This window comes from Frateuria aurantia DSM 6220, from assembly GCF_000242255.2.
In the GTDB taxonomy this organism is placed as follows: Bacteria; Pseudomonadota; Gammaproteobacteria; order Xanthomonadales; family Rhodanobacteraceae; genus Frateuria; species Frateuria aurantia.
Genome location: NC_017033.1, coordinates 2,708,563 through 2,730,620, shown reverse-complemented (window position 1 = coordinate 2,730,620; position 22,058 = coordinate 2,708,563). Strand labels below are relative to the sequence as shown.

Here is a 22,058-nt window from a genome sequence, read left to right as displayed (position 1 = left end):
TTGTTCGATCTCGAGACTCGAGATGGTGCTTCGGCGCTCCGGAGTGTCGACAGGGATGATGTTCGCTGCCGCAACGCATGCCACGGCCGTGCTGCCGTCGCTACGTCCATTGATCAGGGGTCGTTTTTTCATGAAAACCAATACGCTTGCCATCGCGGTGGCTATGGCACTGGGCTTTGCGACACCGCTGGTGTCCGCCCAGACTCAGCCGGTCAAGCCGGCAAAGACGGTTTCTGACGCTGACAAGCGCGAAAGCGTTTCCAGCACCTCCAATACCACGCGCTCCAATGACACCCGCCGCGCCTCGGCACAGCTGGAAAGGGTCGAGGTCAAGGCCGACGCCTTGTCGATCGGTGGTGGTCTGATGGAAATCCAGACCGCGCCCAAGGCCGTGTCGACCATCAGCCGGGAAGCCATTCAGGAAGCCGCTCCCGGCGCGACCTTCGTGCAGTTGCTGGACACCATTCCCGGAGTCAATGCCAGTACCGATGACGTCACGGGTCTCAATGATGGCGAGTTCACCCTGCGCGGTTACACCAGTGACGAGGTGGGCATCACTGTCAATGGTGCGCCGATCAATGACAGCGGCAACTATCGCGCCTATTCCACCGAATACGGCGATGCCGAGAACATGGGCGACATTACCGTGCAGCAGGGCTATCCCGACCAGGGGGCTCCGGTGGCGGGGGCGGCCGGCGGCTCGGTGGCCTGGGTCACCATGGACCCCCGTCACAAGGGCGGCGTGGATATCAGTCAATCCTTTGGCAGCAATGGTTATCGACGGACTTTTGTACGGCTGAATACCGGTGACACCGGTCCGGTCCGGTCCTGGGTCTCGTATTCCGACAACCAGGTCGACCTGTGGCGCGGGGCGGGCGGCTCGAAGGTCACCAAGATCGATGCCAAGTCGGTCTGGACCATCAATGACCGCAACTCGATTTCGGCCTCGGTACAGTACAGCCGGCAGATGAAGACCCCTTATGTGGGGCTGACCAAGCGTCAGGCCCATGAGAATTATGATCAGGGCTATACCGATATCTGGTATCCCGGTCGGCTCAATCCCAAGGCTTCAGGGGTCGCGGGCACGGAGGCCAATGCCAATTACAACTACTACGGCCTGCACAACAATCCCTTCCATGCCTTGCTGGCCAGCCTGGATGGCGAGTTCACCTTGTCGGACAACCTGCATCTGTCCGTGGTGCCTTACTTCCAGTACGGACAGGGTGGCGTCGATTCGGCCAATTCATCGGCATTTACCGAATCCACGGTCAACGACAGCCGCTATCCACTGGTGAATCAGGATCTGAACGGTGACGGCGTGGTCAAGGGCAATGGCGCAGTGCTGGTGGGATCCTACAACTATTCCAATACCTATCGCCCCGGCATCGTGATCAAGTTCAACCAGGATCTGGGCGAGAACGACAATCTGGAATACGGGGTCTGGTACGAAAGGCCGCGCCAGCAGCAAGGCATGGTCTTCATGCCGATTGATCCGGCCAACGGGGTGCCGACCGATCGCTGGGGCGACAAGGGGCAGCTGACCTATCCCGATGGCAGCACCCGTTCCACTTTCGATCAGTACACCACCACCGATACCCGCAAGGCCTTTATCACCAATACCTGGACGCCGGACGAGCACTGGACGCTTTCGACCGGTCTGTCCTATCTGTGGGTGGAGCGTTCCGGCTACATGTGGGAATACCCCGGTTCCACCGGCCCGATCTATTACAACAAGGATGGCAGCGTCAGCAAATCCTACGAGGCCGCCGTCACCCGCCAGAAGCGCTCATGGCACAAGGTCACGCCGAGTCTGGGCCTGAAATACCAGCTGGATGAGCGCAACCAGTTCTATCTGGGCGTGGGCCAGACCTTCCGGGCGCCGGTGAACGGTTCGGTGTTCAACAACGCCTTTGTCAGCCAGGCCAATGGTGAAGAGGCTGTCAATCAGAAGCCCGAGACCGCCTGGACCTATGATCTGGGCTGGCGCTTCTATGGTCAGCGGGTATCGGCGGTGGTCGATGCCTATGCCAGCAACTTCAACAACAAGCAGGTCAACGGCTATGACGATTTGACCGGTCTGACCGTCTATACCTCCTTGCCCAAGGTGCATATGCGCGGCCTGGATGCGGAAATGAATATCCGTCTGGACCGGCACTGGTCGACTTACGTCTCCTATGCCTATACCCAAGCCTTGATGCAGGGCAATATGAACGGGTTGGACAACGGCATCTACTACACCCGCGGCAAGACCATGGTGAACACCCCGCGCAATATGCTGGTGGTTGGCCTGCATTATTCGCAGGGACCGTTCTGGGGCGGGTTGAACGTCAAGGCCCGCAGTGCTTTCTGGGGTGATTATTCCAACAGCGAAAAGGCGGGGGGCTACACCACGGTCAATCTCAATGCCGGCGTGCGTCTGCGCCAGGGCTGGGGCTGGCTGCACCACCCCTATCTGAAGATCAATGTCGCCAATCTGCTGAACCGGCATGCCTTTGCCTACAACAAGAATCTGAGCCTGTCGGCTTCACGTGCCGCCGGTCCGGGCTATTACAGCACGCCGACCTATACCGTATTGCAGGAACGGGCCGTGATGGCGACCTTCGGCGCTTCGTTCTTCTGAGCTGACATGGGGAATCGGCCGACGATGTGATATCGCCGGCCGGATTCCACCGGCCCCCGTCCTGGAAGGGATGGGGGCCGTTTCATGTTCAGACCAGCGGCAGGCCTTCCAATTGCGCAGAGTCGGTATCCAGCTTCAGCACCGAGCCCTGTTCGTACCAGTCGCCCAGCACGATGCGAGTCGCCGGCTGGCCATCCAGATCGAAATCATGGACGGCTGGACGGTGGGTATGGCCATGGATCAGTCGCTGCACGCCAGCCTGGCGCATGGTGGCTTCCACCGTGGTCTGGTTGACGTCCATGATCGCTTCCTGAGTGTTGCCGGTATGCTGCCGGCTGTCCTCGCGGGCCTTGGCCGCCATCGCGCGGCGCATCGGCAACGGCAGGGCCAGCACCTGGGCCTGCCACTGCGGGCTGCGCAGCTGCTGACGCATGGCCTGATAGGCGGTATCGTCGGTGCACAGCAGGTCGCCGTGCATCAGCAGGGTGGGCTGGCCGTAAAGATCATGGACAGTGATATCGTCCAGTCGTTCTATGCCGGCACGGGCGGCATAGTCTTCGCCCAGCAGAAAATCGCGGTTGCCCGGCATGAAATAGACGGGGACGCCGGCATCACGGACGGCCCGCAGGGCACTGGCGATCCGGCCCGGCAGGGCGGCATCGTCATCATCACCGACCCAGGCTTCGACCAGATCGCCGAGGATATAGAGAGCATCGGCCTGACGCACCTCCGGACTGGCCAGATAGCGTTCGAACAATTCGGTGATTTCCGGACGACTGTCGTCCAGGTGCAGGTCGGCAATGAAAAGCGTGGTCATGCGGGAAACGATCCGATATCAGTGGGAGGCGGAGGGCTTGGCGTCGGTCGAGGAAGCGTCTTCGAGCTGGGCATGGGTGATCACCACCAGCGGATTGGGCACATCACCGGTGAACGGGCCCTGTGGATGGGTGGGCAGGGCGGCGATCCGCTCGACCACATCCATGCCGGAAACCACCTTGCCGAAGACGGTATAGCCCCAGGTCAGCCCGCTCTGGTTGCCGACATGGTCGAGCCGGCGGTTGTCCGCCAGATTGAAGAAGAACTGCGAGGTTCCTGAATTGGGATCGGCGCCGCGGGCGACGGCGATGGTGCCGCGCAGGTTCGACAGACCGTTGTCGGCTTCGCTGGGAATCGCCGGCGCCGTCCTGCGCGCCACCAGCTGTTGTGAGTAGAGGCCACCCTGCAGCAGATACCCGGGAATCGAACGGTGGAACACCGTGCCGTCGTAGTAGCCATCCTGGACATAATGCAGGAAATTGGCCGTGCTTTTCGGCGCCTGGGTCTGGTACAGGGCAATCACGATGGTGCCTTGACTGGTCTGCAATTCGACACGGGGCAGACCGGCGGTCGGCGGCAACGGCAGGGGCGGCGGCGGAGGCATCTGGGCCAGTCCCGCCAAGGGCAGGGCCAGCAGACACAAGGTGGCAAGCAATCGGGACATAGCGGTGTCGCCATTGGCAAACCACGCCATGATACCTGTCCTGCGGCCGCGCGGGCAGTCCTGTGCCATGTCGCGGCCATGGCGGTTCAGCGGCTGCTGAGCACCAGTTTCATGCCCAGCGGGCTGATCAGGTTCTGCTCCTGCGACAAGTCTTCGGCTGTCAGCGGATGGTCACCGAGCCAGCTGAGCGGCAGTTGCAGCAGCAGTCGACGGGCCGATGCCCGCAGCTGCAGAGGCGGCAAAGGCTCGGCCCGCCGCGGACGGCGCAGCAGCACGGCCAGGCGCAGCAGGGCGGTGATCCGGCGAGCGGCCTGACGCTGATGCAGGGGCAGGGCCAGGTACAGGCTCTTGTCCGGTTTGCGACGATGGTTTTCGACGACTGCCGCCAGCAACTGCTGCTCCTGCCGCGAGAAGCCGGCAAGATCGGTATGGCGGATGATATAGCCGCTGTGATGGTGGTGCTGGCTGTGGGCGATGGCGAGGCCGATCTCATGGACGCGAGCGGCCCAGGACAGCCATTCGCGGGCTGCCTCGGGCAGCTGCCAGGTGCTTGCGACCTGATCGAACAGCGCCAGAGCCACGGTTTCCACCCGCTGCGCCTGCTGCGGATCCACGCTGTAACGCAAGGCCAGTGCATCGATGCTGGCGGCCCGCGGATCGCGACCCGAGACACGGCCGATCAGGTCCCACAACAGGCCTTCGCGCATGGAGCTGTCGGTCAGCTGCATGGACTGGATGCCCAGGGCGGAAAAGGCGGCCTCCATGATCGCCACGCCGCCAGGAAACACCGCGGCGCGATCTTCGCTGAGTCCGGGCAGTTTCAGGAGCGGATTCTGGCCCTGGGCGATGATGGCATCCCGTATCGCGGACAAGGCCGCGGCGGTGATCCCGGGCCCGGGCAGTTTCATGGCCTTGGCCACGCCGGCGATGGCCTTGGCGGTACCGGAGGAGCCGTAGGCTTCCTGCCAGCCGCTCTGACGGTAGTCCTGGGCGAACTGTTGCAGGGTCAGGGCGATTTCGCTGTGTGCCTTCTGCCAGCGTTTGCGGGTGATCCTGCCTTGGGGGAAGAAACGCAGGGTCGAGGCGATGCAGCCGACCTGGACGCTTTCGGTGAAGCGCGGCAGCAGCCCTTGGCCGATGATGAATTCGGTGCTGCCGCCGCCGATGTCGATGATCAGGCGCGGCGCAGTGGTCGCCGGCAGATCGTGGGCGGCACCCAGAAAGATCAGCCGGCCTTCCTCGATGCCCGAGACGATTTCGACCGGATGACCCAGTGCGGCCTCGGCGGCACTGAGAAAATGATGGGGCGAGGCCAGTCGGCGCACGGTATTGGTGGCTACCACCCGGACGCGTCCCGGAGCCAGTCCGGCGAGGCGCTGGCCGAAGCGGGCCAGACACTGCATGGCGCGTGCGCGATGGGCGCTGTCCAGCGAGCCGTCCGGTCGCAGTCCGGCGGCCAGTCGCACCGCGTCACGCAGGCGATCGATGACACGGGGTTCGCCTTGTTCGATCCGGGCCACCACCATATGAAAACTGTTGGAGCCCATGTCGACGGCGGCGATCAGTTCGCCATCGTCAAGATGCGTCGGTTCGGTCTGGCTCATCTTGTGGCTCCACTTCGGACAAGCGCCCAATTCTGGCACAGCTTGAGAGGCTCTGAGGCATGCCGGATGGTGACAAGATGCCCTGCCGGTCTGTCGCACGCGCGGGGCGGCTGGCAGGGGCATCTTCGCCGTGGTCGTGTCAGGCCACGGCGCTCACCGGGGCGTTGCCTTGCGATGCCGGGAGGTCAGGCCTCAGTCGTGATGCCCGCCGGACAAGGCATCCAGTTCATGGTTTTCCGGCTTGAGCAGGCGCTCGGGACCGAACACGCAGGCAAAGGTGGAGCCCTGTCCCGGCACGCTGCGAATTTCAAGGCGGGCCTGATGCAGGTTCAGCACATGCTTGACGATGGAAAGGCCGAGTCCGGTACCGCCACTTTCGCGCGAGCGGCTGGAGGAAATCCGGTAGAACCGTTCGGTCAATCGCGCCAGGTGACTTTCGGCGATGCCGAAGCCGGTATCGGTCACCGAATAGATTGCGCCGGCCTCGCTGCACGCCCAGCGGATGGTGATGCTGCCGCCGGTCGAGGTATAGCGGATGGCGTTGCTGACCAGATTGGACAGTGCGCTGTGCAGATCCTTCATCGAACCTTGCAGGTCGCGGTCGCAATGGTTCTCCAGCACGATGGTGTGACGGCCCTGGCTCAAGGCTTCGGCTTCCTTGCGCAGGGTGGCCAGCAGCGGCACCATGCCCACCCGTTCCTCACTGACATGGTTCTGTGTTTCCAGCCGCGACAGGGTCAGCAGATCTTCCACGATCTGTTCCATCCGCTTGGACTGCAGTCGCATCTCATCGAGAATCTGCACGTGCTCAGGCATGTCCTCGGGATCCAGCAGCTCCAGATAGCCGTGGATCACGGTCAGCGGGGTGCGCAGCTCATGTGACACATTGGCGACGAAGTCGCGGCGAACCTGCTCCAGCCGGGTCATGTGGCTGATGTCGCGCGCCAGCAGCAGACGCATCTGCTGACCATAAGGCAGCAGGCTGACCTGCAGCTGACGACTGGGCTGACCGGGCGCGGTCACATGATTGAGCGGATCGATGCCGCCCTCGTGCAGCCAGTCGGCCAGCTCGGTACGGGCCAGCCGGGCTTCCAGCCTGACGCCGCGATCATCGGGCCGGCGCAGGCCCAGCAGCCGTTCGGCCGCCTGGTTGAACCAGCGGACACGGTCGTGGCTGTCGATCAGGACCAAGGCATCCGGTAGTCGGCTGGCGGTTACGCGCAGGTCATTGAGGCTGGCGGCGAGGCGGCGGGAACGGATCATGAAGCGGTCTGGCGTTGACTTGGGGCGTCGCTGAGTAAACGCGATGTGAGCGTTAACTCGATGACGGAAATATTGCAGCAAAAAGACAAGCTCCAGAATCGCCGTCACTGCCAGCCCAGTCATCGAGGCATGCCAGCAGCTACCGAGCAGACTCCCGGCCAGCAGCAGGCCGGCCAGCATCGACGGCAGGGCGACGGGATAAGCGGAAACGGGCGTGGTGCGCTGGGGCATCATGCAGGTCGATCAACGGTTGGAAAGGGGCCCCGGGATGCTCTCATCAATCCCCCGGAGTGTCACGGTCAGCGCCCTGTCCGTCATGGCCTGGCCAATGTCCGCTTCGGATGGAGCAAGGCTGCTCGATGTCGTTGCCCCGCGCGCTGATTCAGTCCAGCTCGGACAGGCGATAGCCGGCACCACGGACGGTCTGGATCATGTCTTCGAGCTTCCATGGCTCCAGAGTCTTGCGCAGGCGCCGGATATGCACATCCACGGTCCGCTCTTCCACATAGACGCTGCCGCCCCAGACATGGTCGAGCAACTGGGCGCGGGAATACACGCGCTCCGGATGGGTCATGAAAAAATACAGCAGGCGGTATTCGGTGGGGCCGATGGCCACCGGCTGGTCACGCGCGAACACGCGATGGGCGGGGCCGTCGACCCGGATGCCGCCCAGCTCGACCACGCCGGAGCCGTCGTCACCCTGGCTGCGGCGCAGCACGGCCTTGATGCGGGCGATCAGCTCGCGCGTCGAGAAGGGCTTGACCACATAGTCGTCGACACCGGCTTCCAGGCCATTGACGCGATCCATTTCCTCGCCGCGGGCGGTCAGCATGATGATCGGGATTTCGCGGCTCAACTCCTCCCGGCGCAGGCGGCGAGCCAGTTCCAGGCCGCTGCTGCCCGGCAGCATCCAGTCCAGCAGGATCAGGTCGGGCACCTGCTCGGAAATCGCCAGCTGCGCCTCGCGGGCGTCACCGGCATGAATGGCGTCCATACCGGCCTTGCGCAAGGCAAAGGCGACCATATCCCGAATCGATACTTCGTCCTCGACGATCAGAATGCGTTTCTGCACGCGCGGGCCCCGGCCATGTGGATGAACATTGACATATTGCAACCCTACATTGTTACGAGTTGATGACAGTCAGGGGGCGGCCCCGGCGCTCAGGGGCTGGCGGCCATGCCCGGATAGTCATCGGTGACGATATGCCGACTGCGCAATTCCAGTACCAGAGGCGTCAACTGACTGACCTGGGCCTGGATCCGGGCACGGGCGTAGTAGTCGAGGTCGCCGCGGTCCAGCAGGCGGCGGAACTGTTCGATGGCATCGAAGGGCCGGCCGGCGTAGTAGCTGGCGGCGGCATCGGCTTCGCCGGCCCTGACCGGTTCACCGGCCTGCTCGCAGCTGCGTGCATACAGGCTGTACCAGGCCGGGTCATCGCTGCCGGCAAGCAGGGGACGCAGCATCGCGCTTGCCATCCGGGCCTGCTGCGGCGATGCGCCGAGCAGGGCGCGCGCGTAGGCAAGCGTGACCGCCTGGCTCACCGGATGGTCGCGGTGCAAAGAGGCATACAAGGCCAGCGCCGCCGCGCGCTGACCGGCCTGCAGCCGGGCGGAAGCCACGGCCAGATGGATGATGAGATTGTCCGGGTTACGCTGCAGCAACGGCAGCAGCCAGTCCAGCGCCCGCTGGCCTCGGCCTTCGCGCGTCAGATTGAGGGCGGCGCCATAGGCATCGGCCGGCGTGACGACGGAGGCCTGCAGTCGGGGACGGTAGTAGCGATCCAGCGCGGCGCTGCGTCCACTCAGCACCCGAACCCGTTCGCGCAGAAAAAGATAGTCCTGGTCGGCGCCGGTGCCGATCGACGGCTTTGTTGCCGGCAGCGGCCCTGACGACGGATTCATGGCCCAGGGCAGCGACCATGATGCCGATGGCATGAATGGTTGCGGATGGCGTCGGATGATGGCGGCTGCGGCCTTGGCGTCAGCGATGCGTCGACTGGTGACGGGATGGTCCTGCAGCAGGCCGGGTACGCTGCGTTCACTGCCGCCGGTACGCAGCTGGTCACCCAGCCGGCCGAAGAACTCCGCCATTGCGTCGGGGTCGAAGCCAGCCCGGGCCAGGGTCTGGATGCCGACCTGGTCGGCTTCGGCCTCGTCGGCGCGGGTGAAGTTGATGCTCCGTTGCAGCAGCAGGCCTTGACCGCCGGCCAGAGTGGCCAGGCCGGCGTCACCGGCACCGGCACCGCCGGCCGCGACGGCCCCTAGCAGGACCAGGCCCAGCAGTGGCGTGGCATGGCGGGCCTGTTCGAAGCTGCGCTGCAGATGATCCTGGGTGATATGGCCGATTTCGTGGGCCAGCACGCTGGCCAGTTCGGCCTCATTGTGGCTCAGCAGGATCAGACCGCTGTTCACGGCGATATAGCCGCCCGGGGCGGCGAAGGCGTTGATCTCTGGATCCTTGACCAGCAGGAAACGGAAATGCGCGGTCGGCCGGTCGCTGGCTGCCGCGAGGCGATGGCCCAGGCCATTGAGCCGGTCATCCAGCAAGGGGTCGTCCAGCAGCCGTCCGATCCGGCGCATCTGCCGATACATGGCCTGGCCCCACAGCTCGGCCTGTTGCGGTGCCACCAGGGCATCGGCGGAACTGCCGAGTTCCGGCAGTCGTGGCAGATCCTGAGCGACGCCGGGCGATCCCGCGACCAGTCCCAGGCTCGAGAGGACCACAAGTAGGCAACGCGACGGCCGTAAGCAGAAGGGCATGCGTCCAGAATATCACGGCCCTGGCAGGACACGGCGCGGCGCTTGGATTCGGGTGAAGTCATCCCCATTTCAGCGATTCACGGCCATCAGGGCCGAATCATTTGCTGGAGATGACGTCATGGCCAAAATCGAGATCTATTCAACGGCCGTATGCCCTTACTGCGTGTCGGCCAAGAACCTGTTGAAAGCACGGGGTCAGGAATGGCAGGAGATCCGGGTGGATGCCGATCCGGCCGAGCGTGACGCGATGCTGGCCCGCAGCGGCGGTCGCCGCACGGTGCCGCAGATCTTCATCAATGATCATCATGTCGGCGGCTACGATGATCTGGCCGCGGCCGATCGCAGCGGCAAGCTGGCCGAGCTGCTGGCGGGCGAAGCATGAGCGAGTCCGATCGCGTTGCGGAGTTCACCGCCTTCCGGCAACGGCTGAACGAGCGGATCCTGGGTGAGGACAATCAGGTGATCCGGCGTTTCTTCGCCCTGGATACCCAGACCTACCGCGCCGGGGTGCTGGATGTGAAGACCAAGGAGATGCTGGGTCTGGTCGCCTCTCTGGTGCTGCGCTGCGATGACTGCATCAGCTACCACGTGGCCGAGTGCTACAAGGCCGGGGTCGCGCGGGACGCTTTTTTCGAGGTGTTCAGCGTCGGTCTGGTGGTCGGCGGTTCCATCGTGATACCGCATCTGCGCCGGGCCGTGGACTTCCTGGACACGCTGGAATCCGCGGCCGCCGACGAGGCGCCTCCTTGTGCCGATCATGTCGCAGATTGATATGAACGGCATGCGGTAAGGCAGGGAGCGCGGCATCGCCGCGCTTTCGCTTTTCGCAATCGTGCGTGCAATTTTTTCCGGCTTGATCAGGCTCTTGCAGCGGCTTTCATGGGTGGTCGCGCTCTGATGGATGGACGATAATTGACGGGTTGATTCAATCGTCTGCCGAGCGTGCGGGCAGATGAAGTTTCCTGTCGAAGGAGTTCCCATGAGCAAGACAATTGCCGTGATTCCGGGTGATGGCATTGGCCCGGAAATCATGAACGCCACCTTGCGTGTGTTGGATGCGCTCGATTGTGGTCTTGAATACGATACCGTCGAGGCCGGCATGGTCGCCCTCGACAAGCAGGGCGATCTGCTGCCCCAGGCCACTCTGGATGCCATCGCCAAGCATGGCGTGGCGCTGAAGGGGCCGTTGACCACGCCGATCGGCGGTGGCTTCACCTCGATCAACGTGACCCTGCGCCGGCATTTCGATCTGTACGCGAATGTCCGCCCGGCGATCAGCTTCAAGGGCAGCAAGGCCCGTTACGAGAACATCGACATCATCACGGTGCGCGAGAACACCGAAGGTGCCTATCTGAAGGAAGGCCAGACCCTTTCCGACGACGGTGAAACGGCGATGTCGCAGGTCAAGGTGACCCGCAAGGGTTCGGAGCGCATCGTCCGTTATGCCTTCGAGATGGCCAAGGCCAAGGGCCGCAAGAAGGTCACGGCTGTCCACAAGGCCAATATCATCAAGACCGCTTCGGGCCTGTTCCTGGATGTGGCGCGCAAGATTGCGGCGGAATATCCCGAGATCGAGTTCAACGAGATGATCGTGGACAACACCTGCATGCAGCTGGTGATGAATCCCTATCAGTTCGACGTGCTGGTCACCACCAACCTGTTCGGCGATATCGTGTCTGATCTGGCGGCCGGCCTGGTCGGTGGTCTGGGACTGGCGCCTGGCGCCAATATCGGCGCCAGCGTGGCGGTGTTCGAGGCTGTCCATGGCTCGGCGCCGGATATCGCCGGCAAGGGTCTGGCCAATCCCTGCGCGCTGTTGCTGGCAGCCGCCGACCTGCTGGATCATATCGGCCAGGTCGCCAAGGGTGACCGTCTGCGGGCGGCGATCCGCGAGACCATCGAGCAGGACCGTGAACATGTCACGCCTGATCTGGGCGGCAAGGGCAGCACCAGCAGCTTTGCCGATGCCTTGGTCAAGCGTGTTGCCGCCTGATCAAAGACGCATCGTCAAACGAAAACGGGCGCCTGCGGGCGCCCGTTTTCGTTGGGAGGTCACCGCTGATCTCCCTGCGTCACGACTGGAGGGCTGTCCATCGCCGGCATTCAGTAGCGCAGACGGTAGATCGCTCCGCTGGGTGCATTGAAGTTGCCGGTGTCGCCATTGATGAGATAGCGGGTCGCTGTCAGTGTCGAATGCAGCCACGAACAGTTCCAGCCCCTGGCCTTGCGATAAGCCCATACCCAACCACGATTGGTACGCATGACTGCCCCCGGTTTCGACTGCGTTCTAGTACGCAGCCTCACCATCTCACACGTTTGGTGGATTTGTGTTAAGCCTGTGTTTCACTTGTGTTGAAATCTGGAGGGGCTCAACGCAGCAGTGGCCAGGGGGCCAGAAACAGGATCCATAGCACCAGGACGATGCCTGCATATTTGCGCAGGCGGAACAGCTTGGGGTACTTCTGCTTGAAAGCCCGGCGCTGGTCCCGGCGACGCTTGCTGGCGGCGTACAGGCGATTGATCAGGCCGGTCTGGTCATTGGCGCCGTTGGGCGAGGCGGTCAAATGCCCCATAAAGCGACTGAACCGCCGATTGAGGCGGGCGATCATGCGCCCGCGCAGTGGTCGCTCCACATCGCAGAACAGAATCAGTCGGGACTGATCGGTATCGTTGCGTACCCAGTGCAGATAGGTCTCGTCGAACATCACGTCTTCGCCGTCGCGCCAGGCATAGGGTTGGCCGTCGACATAGATCCGGCACTGCTCCGAATTGGGGGTGATCAGTCCCAGGTGATAGCGCAGCGATCCGGCGAAAGGGTCGCGGTGGGGATTCAGCTTGCTGCCGGGTGCCAGCAGGGTGAACATCGCGGCCTTGACGTCCGGTATGGAGTTCAGCAAAGCCAGAGTCTTGGGGCAGAGGATTTCAGCCGAGGGCAGCGACTCGCCGTACCATTTCAGATAAAAGCGCTGCCAGCCCTGCTTGAAAAAGCTGTCGAAGCTGGCATCGTGATTTCTGGCGGCTTCGCGCACGAAGCCGTCGTCAAACAGCCGCTCGGCCTCGCCTCGTATCATCTGCCAGTTCTGCTGCAGCGGATTGAGTTGCGGAAAATCCGCGCGATCAAGATAGGCCCGCGCCGGTACCGCTGAAAACGTATACATCAGCAGGTTGTAGGGCGCGAAGGGACCGGAGTGATCGACCAGCTGTCGGTCGAAGCGCAGCCGGTACTTGCCGCGGAAATGGATCAGGGCGATGCACAGTACGTACAGACCCAGCAGGCACAGCAGCACCAGGCGAATGATGAGAAAGATCATGGAGTGGACAGTCTTCCATTGACGGGGGAATGCCGTGCCGTCCGCTGTCATCGTGGCCGGCTGGCATGGGCTGCCTAGGATAACGCGTTTTGTGATCAAAGCCTTGCCGGGCAGGGGCTTGCGACGATTTGGGTGGCCCTTCGGTCGCCTGCGCAGGAGGCCCGGGGCCCTTCGGCCCCGGACGCTCGATGGTCTTACAGTACTTCGGAAGCGAAATCGGCCAGTCGCGAGCGTTCGCCGCGGCGCAGGGTGATATGCGCCGAGTGGGCCCAGTCCTTGAAGCGATCCACGGCGTAGGTCAGGCCGGAGGTTGTCTCGGTCAGATACGGGGTGTCGATCTGCTCGACATTGCCCAGACAGACGATCTTGGTGCCGGGACCGGCGCGGGTGATCAGGGTCTTCATCTGCTTGGAGGTCAGGTTTTGCGCCTCGTCGATGATCAGATAGCGGCTGAGAAAGGTGCGTCCGCGCATGAAGTTCAACGAACGGATCTTGATCCGCGACGCCAGCAGATCATTGGTGGCCTGGCGCCCCCAGGCTCCTCCTTCCTGGGTCGAGGTCAGCACTTCCAGATTGTCGGTCAGCGCCCCCATCCATGGCGTCATCTTCTCTTCCTCGGTGCCGGGCAGAAAGCCGATGTCTTCACCGACCGAAACCGTGGCGCGGGTCATGATGATCTCGCGATAGCGCTGCTGGTCCATCACCTGGGCCAGGCCGGCGGCCAGAGCCAGCAGAGTCTTGCCGGTGCCGGCCGTGCCCAGCAGGGTCACGAAGTCGACTTCGGGATCCATCAGCACGTTGAGGGCGAAATTCTGTTCGCGATTGCGTGCCGCGATGCCCCATATGCTGTGGTTGGCATGGCTGTGATCGTCCAGCAGGACCAGCGTCGCCTGCTGATCGCTCAGACTGAGCACTCGCAGTTCCAGGTCATGATCGGAGGGCAGGTACAGGCATTGCTGGGGGTGCCATTGCTCGTCGGGCAGCCGTTTGAGCTGATAGTAGGTGTGGCCGCGCTCGCTCCAGGAGCGCACCTCGGGATGACGGTCCCAGAAATCCTCGGGCAGTTCGGCCGCGCCGTTGTAGAGCAGGGCGAAATCATCCAGCGCACGGTCGTTCTCGTAATCTTCGGCGGCGATGCCGAAGATCGAGGCCTTGATCCGCAGATTGATGTCCTTGCTGACCAGGATGATGGTCTTGTCCGGCTCGGCTTCACGCAGTTGGCTGACGGCGGCCAGGATCTGGTTGTCGGCCTTGCCGTGGGTCTGGGTGGTGCGCTGCTGGAAATACAAGCGGCCGACCGCGGCGCTGCGGGCCAGCTTCAGGCCTTGCGGGTTGATCAGCGGCAAACCCTCGGACAAGGGTCGCTCACCGGCATGCTGGATCAGCTCATTAATAAAGCGGCTGACCTGCCGACCGTTGCGTGACACTTCGGATCCACCCTTCTTTTTCTCATCCAGTTCCTCCAGCACTGTCATGGGGATGTAGATGTCGTGCTCCTCGAAACGGAACAGGGCGGTCGGATCGTGCAGCAGGACATTGGTGTCCAGCACATAGATACGCGTGTTTCCGGTCATGTGGTCTCAGGCCTCACTGGCAGTGGCGCAAGCGAACCACGGGCCGGCGGAGGCCGGCTCGTGACAGGGGTGACAACAAGGGGCGGAACCGGGTGGCCCGGGCGCGCAGCCGGTCGCGACCGGCAGGGCGACAGGCCATGGCGGGCCGGGTCGTGGGGGGCGTGCCGGGAAGGCATCGGCCTGATGATCGCGCGGCTCAGTGCTGGCCTATCAAGGTGTCCAGCACGGCCTGGGCATGGCCAGCCACTTTCACTTTGCGCCATTCGGCGACCTGATGTCCCTCGGGATCGATCAGAAAGGTGCTGCGGACGATGCCGGGCTTGGGCGGGTTGCCGAACATGCCGGGCTTTTCATGGATCACGTCGAAGGCCTTGCACCAGCTTTCATCGGTATCGGCGATCAGCGGGAAGGGCAGATGCTGTTTGCTCGCGAAATTGGCATGGGACTTCTCCGAATCGCGGGAGACGCCGATCACCTGGGTGTTGCGTGCCTGGAACTGCGGATACAGATCGCGAAAATCCTGAGCTTCGGTGGTGCAGCCCGGGGTGGAGTCCTTGGGATAGAAATAGATCACGACCCACTGGCCCTGGAGTGAGGCCAGTTCCAGCGTCTGACCGTCGCCGGTCGTGCCTTTCAGGTGGGGGACCTGTTTGCCAGGTGCTGACATGGGGGCTCCTTTGTACGTGCCTGCTGCGGAAAGGCCCCTTGGACGGGGCCCGAACACAGACTAGCGCGCGGGCCGGCACCTGCACAGGGGCGGCTTCAGAACTTCACCGGATCCAGAATCGCGTCGAAGTTGTGACCGTCGCACATTTCCTGGAAGTCTTCGCGGAGATGGGCGATATGGGTCTGTGCCGGCACGCCGATGGTCAGCTGGGCCTGGAACATGTCGGCACCGGTTTGCATCGCCTGGTAGCGCATCGAGTTCAGCTGGTCGATCAGCACGCCGCGCTGGACGAAGAAGTCCAGGATCCGGACCAGGATGCCGGGACGGTCGGCGGCCACCACCTCGACGATATACGGCAGCCGCTGTTCCTCGCTGGGCTGCGGCTCGGTACGGTACCAGCTCAGATGCAGGGCATCATCGCGATGCAGTTTGCCGAGTGCCGATTCCAGCTTGGCCAGACTGTCCCAAGAGCCGCTGGCCAGCAGCATCAGCGAGGTATTGGCACCGATGCTGGCGACCCGGCTGTCGACCAGATTGCAGCCGGCATCGGCGATGCGCTTGACCAGTCCCAGCAGGGGCGATTGGCGGGAGGGTGACAAGGCCTGAATCAACAGCTGGCTTTCAAGGCTGCTGCGGGAAGGAATCTGACTCAAGTGGGGAGGACCTTCGAAGGAGGGGTGCAAAACCATGACCGGGCACGGCATGAGCTTACTTGCCCCTGCAACTGAGCCGCAAGTAACATGCAAGACTGGGATTTTACGGGATACATCGGTCTTGGACATGCGTGGAAGTATTTGCGCCATCGCAACGCCTTTTCTGGCGGACGGCGGGCTGGACCTGCCGGCTTTCGGGGCTGCGCTGGATGCGCAGCTGGCGGGGGGGAGTCAGGGCCTGGTCGTGGCGGGCTCGACCGGCGAAGCCCACCTGCTGGACGAGGCCGAATTCGAACGGTTGCTGGCTTTCGCCTGCGAGCGGGTGAATGGCCGGATTCCGGTCTATGCCGGCACCGGCGAGGCGGCGACCGCCAAGACGGTGGCGCTGACCCGTCGCGCGGCCGGGATCGGTGCCGACGGGGCTCTGGTGGTGACGCCTTATTATCTGCGCCCCACCCAGGAGGGCTTGCGCAGGCATTTCCTGAGCGTGGCCGATGCCGGCGATCTGCCGGTGCTGCTCTACAACGTGCCGACCCGTACCGGTTGCGACTTGTTGCCCGAAACGGTGGCCGGATTGCGCGGTCACCCACGGATTCGTGGTATCAAGGAAGCTGTCAGCGATCCCGAGCGGATGGCTCGCCTGATTGAACTTGCGGACGAAGAATTCGTCTATCTATCCGGTGACGACGGTTCGGCGATCCATGCCATGCTGGCCGGTGCGGCCGGCACGATCTCGGTGGTGGCCAATCTGGTGCCGCAGCTGTTCCGGCAATTGTGTGATGCTGCAGTTGGCGGAAATGCGCCGGGTGCGCGACACTGTCAGGCCATGCTGCTGCCCTTGATCGAGGCGCTCAACGGTGCGCCGAACCCGATCGCGGTCAAAGCCGGTCTGGCGATGATCGGACTCGGGACGGATCACCTGAGGTTGCCGTTGGTGGCGCTCGAGGAAGGGGTTGCCAGAGCACGGTTGGAAAAGGCCTTGAAGGGGTTGGTGTCCGCCATCTGAATGCGCGGTATCTACAAACTAAGAACAGAATTGGACCTATGAAGAAACCTGTTGTTTTCGTGGTGGCCCCTGCGCTGCTCATCTCCGTACTGCTGGTGTCCGGCTGCAGCATTTTCCGTTCCCACAAGGCCTGGGAGACGGCCAAGCAGGAGTCTCCGCTGGAAATTCCGCCTGGACTGGATACGCCGGCAACCACGGATGCACTGGTTGTGCCGCCGCCGGGCGCCAATCAGCCGACTGCCAATGGCGCGACGGCCCAGGTCACTGGTGCCCCCTCGCAGTTGACCGATGGTTTCGTGGTGCCCTCCGATGCGGGCACGGCCTATCAGCGTCTGGGTGAGGCCTTGGCCAAGGGCGATATCGGCAAGGTGATTGCCAGTGATGCCACTGCCCGCACCTATTCGGTGACCGTGGTCTCGCCCGCGGCCGTGGCGCCGCCGGAGCACAAGCGCGGCATGTTCTCCCGGTTGTTCCATCACGGCTCCAAATCCGTTTCCGGAGCGGACGAGGCCTCCGCGCATGACGTGCAGGTCACCGTGGTGCCCAGTGGTTCGGATGCCAGCGTGATCCAGGTGCAGGGCATTTCCGGCGCGGTGGCCCAGACCGTGAGTCGGTTGCGCTCGGCAGTGGGCGCCAAGGACTGATCCAGTCCGGGGCGGGCGGGCACGCCAAGGGCGGCCCGTCTTCCCGGCGCCCTGCGGGACGGGATTTGTGTCTCTGGATGACGGACATAAAAAAACACCACCCTGAGGTGGTGTTTTTCGGTGTCAATGCTGTGCGCGGGTCTCAGCGTTCCAGCATTGCCAGCTTGCCGGGCTTGCCGTCCCAGTCTTTCGCGTCAGGCAAGGAATCCTTGCGGACGGTGATGACGGGCCAGGCCTTGGCCAGCTCGACGTTCAGTTCGACGAAGGCTTCCTGGCCTGCGGGGACATCGCCATCGGGGTAGATGGCATTGGCCGGGCACTCGGGTTCGCAGAGAGTGCAATCAATGCATTCGTCCGGATCGATCACCAGGAAATTCGGACCTTCATGGAAAGCATCGACAGGACACACTTCGACACAATCGGTATATTTGCATTTGATGCAGTTGTCAGTAACGACAAAAGTCATGCTGCCACGCCTGTAGTATTTGAATGTGCAAGCCCCGGCTTTCGGGGGTGGCGCTCCCAACGAGGTTCGAACTCGTGTTCCCGCCTTGAGAGGGCGGTGTCCTGGGCCACTAGACGATGGGAGCATCGATAAGCGAGGCGCGCTAGTATAACCGGAAATCGCGAGTCGGCAACAACTCTTTTTCAGTTATTCATGCAAGGATGCCATGATGCCTGCGCTGAGGTATGGTTGACCACTTCCATGGGTGTCGGCCGCCCCGACCGGAAAAGCCGCTGGCTGGATACGGCCTGTCCGGCGGGCGGCAGTACTTGAGATACTAATGACAGGCAGAAAGGATTGTGAGCGCTTGAACGACGACCTTGGGATTCCGACCACGAGCTCGCTGCGGGTGATCCCGCGCGAACAGCACCCGATTTCGCGCAGAAACATCAGCAAAGCGGCGCTTCGTGTGCTGTACCGCCTGAACGAAGCCGGATACGCGGCCTTTCTGGTCGGTGGTGCCGTGCGCGACCTGCTGCTGGAAATCCAGCCCAAGGACTTCGATGTCGCCACCGATGCGACGCCGGAAGAGGTCAAGGCGCTGTTTCGCAACTGTCGCGTGATCGGGCGGCGGTTCCGGCTGGCCCACGTAGTGTTCGGCCCCGAAATCATCGAAGTGGCGACCTTTCGGGGCACCGGCGATGAAGAGCAGGGCGGTGATCGGCATATTGTCGATGGCCGTCTGGTGCGCGACAACGTCTGGGGCTCGATCGAGGAAGATGCGCGTCGTCGCGATTTCAGGATGAATGCGCTTTATTACGACATCAGCGATTTCTCGGTGCGCGATTATGTCGGCGGCATGCAGGATATCGCCGAGCACGAAGTGCGGCTGATCGGCGATCCGGAGACCCGTTATCGCGAAGACCCGGTGCGGATGCTGCGCGCGGCGCGACTGGCGGCCAAACTGGGTTTCCAGATCGACCCGGCCAGCCGGCAGCCGTTCGCGAGCCTGGGCGATCTGCTGGAAGATGTGGCTCCGGCACGCCTGTTCGACGAATCGCTGAAACTGTTTCTGGCCGGTGATGGCCTGAAGAGCTTCCATCAGCTGGAAGGTTGCGGGCTGTTCCGTTACCTTTTCCCCGCCACGGCGCGGGTGCTGGAAGGCGACGATCCGGTGCCGAGGCAGATGATCGAGCAGGGACTGGCCAATACCGATGCCCGGATTGCCGAAGGCAAATCGGTCACGCCGGCCTTCCTGTTTGCCGTGCTGCTGTGGGCGCCGGTGCAAGGCCTGGCCGAGGCGCGCATCGCCCAGGGGCAGGATGTTTCAGAGGCCTGGGCCTCGGCGGTGGCCCAGGTGCTGGCCGAGCAGACCCAGCGGGTGGCGATACCCCGTCGCTTCACCTACACGATGGAAGAGATCTGGCTGATGCAGCCGCGCTTCGAGCAGATGCAGCGGCGTCGGGTCTTTGCCTTGCTGACCCATCCGCGGTTTCGCGCCGGCTTTGATTTTCTGCTGTTGCGCGCGGCCGAGGATGAAGGACGCGCCCGGCTGGGTCAGTGGTGGGGCCATGCCCAGTTGCTGCCGCAGGAACTGCTGGCAGAGGCGCTGGACCGGCATGCGGCGGCCAACGGCGGTCGCGAGACCGGCGGCGGCGAGGCGGATCAGGGCGAAGCGACTGACATGGCGCCGGCAGCACGTCGCAAGCGGCGTCCGCCGCGACGCCGGCGCGCGCGCGGCGGTGCCGAGCCGCGGTGAGCAAGGTCTATGTGGGGCTGGGTGCCAATCTCGGTCGCCCGGTCCGGCAACTGCGGCAGGCCTTGACGCAGATGTCGGCGTGGCCGCAACTGCACGGCTTGCGGGTGTCTTCCTTTTACCGCACCCCACCCTGGGGACTGACCGGGCAGCCTGATTTCATCAATGCGGTGGCCGAACTGGGCACGGACTGGTCGCCGGACCGGCTGCTGGCCGAGTTGCAGCGGATCGAGGCCGAGGCCGGCCGGGTGCGCCTTGGCGAGCGCTGGGGGCCGCGCACCCTTGACCTGGATATACTTCATGTCGAGGGCGTGTCTCGGTCCGACCCGGACCTGACCTTGCCGCATCCTCGCATCGCCGAGCGGGCTTTCGTCCTGCTGCCGCTGGGCGAGTTGACACCCGAGCTGGAATTGCCGGGTCAGGGTCAGGTGCGGGCCTTGCTGGCGGCCATCGATACGAGTGGCTGTCAGCGTCTGGATGCCGCTGAACCGGACTGATCCGGGGCGGGCGGCATCGATCAAGCGACGGAGATATCGCGTGTATATGGAAAAGAGCGGAGCTCCCCGGCGCAAGCCGGTGACCGCGCCCGGACTGCGGGCCATGAAGGAGAAGGGACAGCGCATCGTGGCGCTGACGGCTTATGACGCCAGTTTTGCTGTCTTGGCGGAGCGTGCCGGTGTTGACTTCGTGCTGGTCGGCGACTCGCTGGGGATGGTGATCCAGGGGCAGTCCACGACGTTGCCGGTCACCGTCGATGACATGGTCTATCACACCCGGATGGTGGCACGCGGCCTGGAGACGGCACTGCTGGTCGCCGATCTGCCGTTCATGGCGGACCGCAGCGTCGAGCATGCCTTGGAGGCAGCCTGGCGGTTGGTAGCCGAGGGCGGGGCCGCGATGGTGAAGCTGGAAGGTGCCGCGGCGCATCACCTGGCAGTCATCGAAGCACTGGTCAGCCGGGGCATTCCGGTCTGTGCCCATCTGGGCCTGACCCCGCAATCGGTACATGCCATGGGCGGCTTCAAGATCCAGGGGCGGCAGCAGGAAGCCGCCGATCGCCTGCTGCAGGAGGCTTTGCAGGTCGAGGCCGCTGGCGCCGCGGCTCTGGTGCTGGAAGGCATTCCCACCGCCTTGGGCAAGATTGTTTCGCAGCGACTGGCGATCCCGACCATCGGCATCGGCGCGGGTGTCGAGTGTGATGGCCAGGTGCTGGTGATCTATGATCTGCTGGGCTTGACGCCCGGACGGCGTCCGAAGTTCAGCAAGGACTTCCTGGAAGGCCGCGGTTCGGCGCTGGCGGCGGTTCAGGCCTATGTCGAAGACGTGCGGGCAGGTGTCTTTCCCGGGCTTGAGCACAGCTTCGACTGAGTGATGGCGGTTATCTGAAAAATGGCAGGTTATTGATCATGCAGACAGTGCAGGAGCCGGCGAGCCTACGTGCGGTGATTCGTGGTTGGCGCGCGGAGGGCAAGACCGTCGGACTGGTGCCGACGATGGGCAATCTACATGCCGGGCACTATTCCCTGATCCGCCACGCCCGGACGCGGGCGGACCGGGTGGTGGCCAGCATTTTCGTGAACCCGACCCAGTTCGGACCCAACGAGGACTTCGCGTCTTATCCGCGGACCCTGGTTCAGGATCAGGCCGGGCTGGCCGAAGAAGGCTGCGACCTGTTGTTCGCGCCCGAAGCATCGGCACTGTATCCGCTGGGTGCGGAGCGGGCGGTCAAGGTGCATGTGCCTCGATTGGGAGAGATTCTGGACGGCGCTTCACGGCCGGGACATTTCGACGGCGTGGCGACGATCGTCTGCAAGCTGTTCAATCTGGTGCAGCCTGATCTGGCCGTGTTCGGCCAGAAGGACTATCAGCAATTGCGGGTCATCGAACGGATGGTGGCCGATCTCGGGCTGGCGGTCAAAGTCATGGGCGCACCGACCGTGCGCGCGGCGGATGGTCTGGCACTGAGCTCGCGCAACCAGTATCTGGATGCCGACCAGCGGGTGGTGGCGGCAGAGATCAGTGCGACCTTGCAGCAGATGCGGAGCTTGATCGTCGAGGGGCATCGACGCGAAGCGGTCGAGCAGGCAGCCATGGCCAGGCTGGGCCGGGCCGGATTCGAGCCCGATTACGCCGTGGTTCGCCGCGCCGACGATCTGGAAATTCCCGCGCCCGACGCTGTGCTGGAAGGGCTGGTCGCGCTGGTGGCGGCGCGGCTGGGCGGTACCCGGCTGATCGACAATCTGCCGTTTCAGGCCAGCTGAGGCAGGGCAGGCAG

22 protein-coding genes and 1 tRNA gene are annotated in these 22,058 nt (G+C 63.4%); 10 read left to right on the top strand and 13 right to left on the bottom strand.

Annotation, left to right across the window (positions count from 1 at the left end):
* Window positions 1–130 precede the first annotated feature (130 nt).
* A complete protein-coding gene (locus tag FRAAU_RS12700) occupies window positions 131–2,620 on the top strand; it encodes a TonB-dependent receptor (protein WP_041270578.1) in 2,490 nt (829 codons plus the stop codon).
* An 88-nt stretch (window positions 2,621–2,708) separates the two neighbouring features.
* Here the strand turns inward: FRAAU_RS12700 and lpxH are convergent, their stop codons facing one another.
* The 6 genes from lpxH to FRAAU_RS12670 all read right to left on the bottom strand — a co-directional run bounded on the left by lpxH (window position 2,709) and on the right by FRAAU_RS12670 (window position 9,691).
* Complete coding sequence (gene lpxH, locus FRAAU_RS12695) at window positions 2,709–3,437, bottom strand: UDP-2,3-diacylglucosamine diphosphatase (RefSeq protein ID WP_014403915.1); 729 nt, start codon at window positions 3,435–3,437, stop codon at window positions 2,709–2,711.
* A gap of 18 nt (window positions 3,438–3,455) precedes the next feature.
* Window positions 3,456–4,100 carry a peptidylprolyl isomerase gene (locus tag FRAAU_RS12690; protein WP_156803419.1) on the bottom strand — a complete coding sequence of 215 codons (645 nt, stop codon included), beginning with the start codon at window positions 4,098–4,100 and terminating at the stop codon, window positions 3,456–3,458.
* A gap of 86 nt (window positions 4,101–4,186) precedes the next feature.
* Complete coding sequence (locus FRAAU_RS12685; RefSeq protein ID WP_014403913.1) at window positions 4,187–5,704, bottom strand: Ppx/GppA phosphatase family protein; 1,518 nt, start codon at window positions 5,702–5,704, stop codon at window positions 4,187–4,189.
* Between the two features lie 192 nt (window positions 5,705–5,896).
* A complete protein-coding gene (phoR, locus tag FRAAU_RS12680; RefSeq protein ID WP_014403912.1) occupies window positions 5,897–7,201 on the bottom strand; it encodes a phosphate regulon sensor histidine kinase PhoR in 1,305 nt (434 codons plus the stop codon).
* A 148-nt stretch (window positions 7,202–7,349) separates the two neighbouring features.
* A complete protein-coding gene (phoB, locus tag FRAAU_RS12675; RefSeq protein WP_014403911.1) occupies window positions 7,350–8,039 on the bottom strand; it encodes a phosphate regulon transcriptional regulator PhoB in 690 nt (229 codons plus the stop codon).
* 89 nt (window positions 8,040–8,128) lie between these two features.
* Window positions 8,129–9,691, bottom strand: a complete 1,563-nt coding sequence (locus FRAAU_RS12670; RefSeq protein WP_245546384.1) for a M48 family metallopeptidase — start codon at window positions 9,689–9,691, stop codon at window positions 8,129–8,131.
* 154 nt (window positions 9,692–9,845) lie between these two features.
* Here FRAAU_RS12670 and grxC point away from each other — a divergent pair, with 154 nt between their 5' ends.
* The 3 genes from grxC to FRAAU_RS12655 all read left to right on the top strand — a co-directional run bounded on the left by grxC (window position 9,846) and on the right by FRAAU_RS12655 (window position 11,720).
* Window positions 9,846–10,109, top strand: coding sequence for a glutaredoxin 3 (gene grxC / locus FRAAU_RS12665; RefSeq protein ID WP_014403909.1), 264 nt, complete (start codon window positions 9,846–9,848; stop codon window positions 10,107–10,109).
* Entirely contained in the window at window positions 10,106–10,498 is a 393-nt protein-coding gene (locus FRAAU_RS12660; RefSeq protein WP_014403908.1) for a carboxymuconolactone decarboxylase family protein, read from the top strand. Before grxC ends, FRAAU_RS12660 begins: the two co-directional genes overlap by 4 nt.
* Window positions 10,499–10,706: 208 nt before the next feature.
* Entirely contained in the window at window positions 10,707–11,720 is a 1,014-nt protein-coding gene (locus tag FRAAU_RS12655; RefSeq protein ID WP_014403907.1) for an isocitrate dehydrogenase, read from the top strand.
* Window positions 11,721–11,830: 110 nt separating this feature from the next.
* Here the strand turns inward: FRAAU_RS12655 and FRAAU_RS17430 are convergent, their stop codons facing one another.
* The 5 genes from FRAAU_RS17430 to FRAAU_RS12635 all read right to left on the bottom strand — a co-directional run bounded on the left by FRAAU_RS17430 (window position 11,831) and on the right by FRAAU_RS12635 (window position 15,968).
* The gene (locus FRAAU_RS17430; protein WP_014403906.1) at window positions 11,831–11,989 is read right to left on the bottom strand and encodes a hypothetical protein; all 159 of its coding nucleotides are present in this window, start codon (window positions 11,987–11,989) and stop codon (window positions 11,831–11,833) included.
* Window positions 11,990–12,096: 107 nt separating this feature from the next.
* Window positions 12,097–13,038 carry an aspartyl/asparaginyl beta-hydroxylase domain-containing protein gene (locus tag FRAAU_RS12650; protein ID WP_014403905.1) on the bottom strand — a complete coding sequence of 314 codons (942 nt, stop codon included), beginning with the start codon at window positions 13,036–13,038 and terminating at the stop codon, window positions 12,097–12,099.
* Window positions 13,039–13,232: 194 nt separating this feature from the next.
* Window positions 13,233–14,612, bottom strand: a complete 1,380-nt coding sequence (locus FRAAU_RS12645) for a PhoH family protein (protein ID WP_014403904.1) — start codon at window positions 14,610–14,612, stop codon at window positions 13,233–13,235.
* A gap of 196 nt (window positions 14,613–14,808) precedes the next feature.
* On the bottom strand, window positions 14,809–15,279 hold the full coding sequence (locus FRAAU_RS12640) for a peroxiredoxin (RefSeq protein ID WP_014403903.1): 471 nt from the start codon (window positions 15,277–15,279) through the stop codon (window positions 14,809–14,811).
* 95 nt (window positions 15,280–15,374) lie between these two features.
* Window positions 15,375–15,968, bottom strand: a complete 594-nt coding sequence (locus tag FRAAU_RS12635) for a glycine cleavage system transcriptional repressor (RefSeq protein ID WP_174269763.1) — start codon at window positions 15,966–15,968, stop codon at window positions 15,375–15,377.
* Between the two features lie 91 nt (window positions 15,969–16,059).
* Between FRAAU_RS12635 and dapA the strand changes: the two genes are divergently transcribed.
* Together dapA and FRAAU_RS12625 are read left to right on the top strand one after the other, a co-directional pair.
* Window positions 16,060–16,938 (top strand): 4-hydroxy-tetrahydrodipicolinate synthase, encoded by an 879-nt coding sequence (gene dapA, locus FRAAU_RS12630; RefSeq protein ID WP_014403901.1) that lies wholly within the window; start codon window positions 16,060–16,062, stop codon window positions 16,936–16,938.
* Window positions 16,939–16,976: 38 nt separating this feature from the next.
* Window positions 16,977–17,582: a hypothetical protein gene (locus FRAAU_RS12625; RefSeq protein WP_014403900.1), complete on the top strand. Its 606-nt coding sequence runs from the start codon at window positions 16,977–16,979 to the stop codon at window positions 17,580–17,582.
* 142 nt (window positions 17,583–17,724) lie between these two features.
* On the opposite strand, the gene fdxA is transcribed toward FRAAU_RS12625, so the two are convergent.
* Together fdxA and FRAAU_RS12615 are read right to left on the bottom strand one after the other, a co-directional pair.
* Window positions 17,725–18,048 (bottom strand): ferredoxin FdxA, encoded by a 324-nt coding sequence (gene fdxA / locus FRAAU_RS12620; RefSeq protein WP_014403899.1) that lies wholly within the window; start codon window positions 18,046–18,048, stop codon window positions 17,725–17,727.
* Between the two features lie 48 nt (window positions 18,049–18,096).
* A tRNA-Glu gene (locus FRAAU_RS12615) sits at window positions 18,097–18,172 on the bottom strand.
* A 222-nt stretch (window positions 18,173–18,394) separates the two neighbouring features.
* On the opposite strand from FRAAU_RS12615, the gene pcnB reads away from it, so the two are divergent.
* The 4 genes from pcnB to panC are packed head-to-tail and all read left to right on the top strand — an operon-like array spanning window position 18,395 to window position 22,044.
* Window positions 18,395–19,786: a polynucleotide adenylyltransferase PcnB gene (gene pcnB / locus FRAAU_RS12610; protein ID WP_014403898.1), complete on the top strand. Its 1,392-nt coding sequence runs from the start codon at window positions 18,395–18,397 to the stop codon at window positions 19,784–19,786.
* Entirely contained in the window at window positions 19,783–20,280 is a 498-nt protein-coding gene (gene folK, locus FRAAU_RS12605; protein ID WP_014403897.1) for a 2-amino-4-hydroxy-6-hydroxymethyldihydropteridine diphosphokinase, read from the top strand. The genes pcnB and folK overlap by 4 nt, the downstream gene beginning before the upstream one ends.
* A 46-nt stretch (window positions 20,281–20,326) precedes the next feature.
* On the top strand, window positions 20,327–21,151 hold the full coding sequence (gene panB / locus FRAAU_RS12600) for a 3-methyl-2-oxobutanoate hydroxymethyltransferase (RefSeq protein WP_425598093.1): 825 nt from the start codon (window positions 20,327–20,329) through the stop codon (window positions 21,149–21,151).
* 38 nt (window positions 21,152–21,189) lie between these two features.
* Window positions 21,190–22,044, top strand: a complete 855-nt coding sequence (gene panC, locus FRAAU_RS12595) for a pantoate--beta-alanine ligase (protein ID WP_014403895.1) — start codon at window positions 21,190–21,192, stop codon at window positions 22,042–22,044.
* Window positions 22,045–22,058: the final 14 nt, after the last annotated feature.

Excerpts from the sequence above, each read along its gene's own strand:
- FRAAU_RS12700 (WP_041270578.1), top strand. The coding sequence starts at position 131 with ATGAAAACCAATACGCTTGCCATCGCGGTGGCTATGGCACTGGGCTTT.
- lpxH (WP_014403915.1), bottom strand. The coding sequence starts at position 3,437 with ATGACCACGCTTTTCATTGCCGACCTGCACCTGGACGACAGTCGTCCG.
- FRAAU_RS12690 (WP_156803419.1), bottom strand. The coding sequence starts at position 4,100 with ATGTCCCGATTGCTTGCCACCTTGTGTCTGCTGGCCCTGCCCTTGGCG.
- FRAAU_RS12685 (WP_014403913.1), bottom strand. The coding sequence starts at position 5,704 with ATGAGCCAGACCGAACCGACGCATCTTGACGATGGCGAACTGATCGCC.
- phoR (WP_014403912.1), bottom strand. The coding sequence starts at position 7,201 with ATGATGCCCCAGCGCACCACGCCCGTTTCCGCTTATCCCGTCGCCCTG.
- grxC (WP_014403909.1), top strand. The coding sequence starts at position 9,846 with ATGGCCAAAATCGAGATCTATTCAACGGCCGTATGCCCTTACTGCGTG.
- FRAAU_RS12660 (WP_014403908.1), top strand. The coding sequence starts at position 10,106 with ATGAGCGAGTCCGATCGCGTTGCGGAGTTCACCGCCTTCCGGCAACGG.
- FRAAU_RS12655 (WP_014403907.1), top strand. The coding sequence starts at position 10,707 with ATGAGCAAGACAATTGCCGTGATTCCGGGTGATGGCATTGGCCCGGAA.
- FRAAU_RS17430 (WP_014403906.1), bottom strand. The coding sequence starts at position 11,989 with ATGCGTACCAATCGTGGTTGGGTATGGGCTTATCGCAAGGCCAGGGGC.
- FRAAU_RS12650 (WP_014403905.1), bottom strand. The coding sequence starts at position 13,038 with ATGATCTTTCTCATCATTCGCCTGGTGCTGCTGTGCCTGCTGGGTCTG.
- FRAAU_RS12645 (WP_014403904.1), bottom strand. The coding sequence starts at position 14,612 with ATGACCGGAAACACGCGTATCTATGTGCTGGACACCAATGTCCTGCTG.
- FRAAU_RS12640 (WP_014403903.1), bottom strand. The coding sequence starts at position 15,279 with ATGTCAGCACCTGGCAAACAGGTCCCCCACCTGAAAGGCACGACCGGC.
- FRAAU_RS12635 (WP_174269763.1), bottom strand. The coding sequence starts at position 15,968 with ATGGTTTTGCACCCCTCCTTCGAAGGTCCTCCCCACTTGAGTCAGATT.
- dapA (WP_014403901.1), top strand. The coding sequence starts at position 16,060 with ATGCGTGGAAGTATTTGCGCCATCGCAACGCCTTTTCTGGCGGACGGC.
- FRAAU_RS12625 (WP_014403900.1), top strand. The coding sequence starts at position 16,977 with ATGAAGAAACCTGTTGTTTTCGTGGTGGCCCCTGCGCTGCTCATCTCC.
- fdxA (WP_014403899.1), bottom strand. The coding sequence starts at position 18,048 with ATGACTTTTGTCGTTACTGACAACTGCATCAAATGCAAATATACCGAT.
- panB (WP_425598093.1), top strand. The coding sequence starts at position 20,327 with ATGGAAAAGAGCGGAGCTCCCCGGCGCAAGCCGGTGACCGCGCCCGGA.
- panC (WP_014403895.1), top strand. The coding sequence starts at position 21,190 with ATGCAGACAGTGCAGGAGCCGGCGAGCCTACGTGCGGTGATTCGTGGT.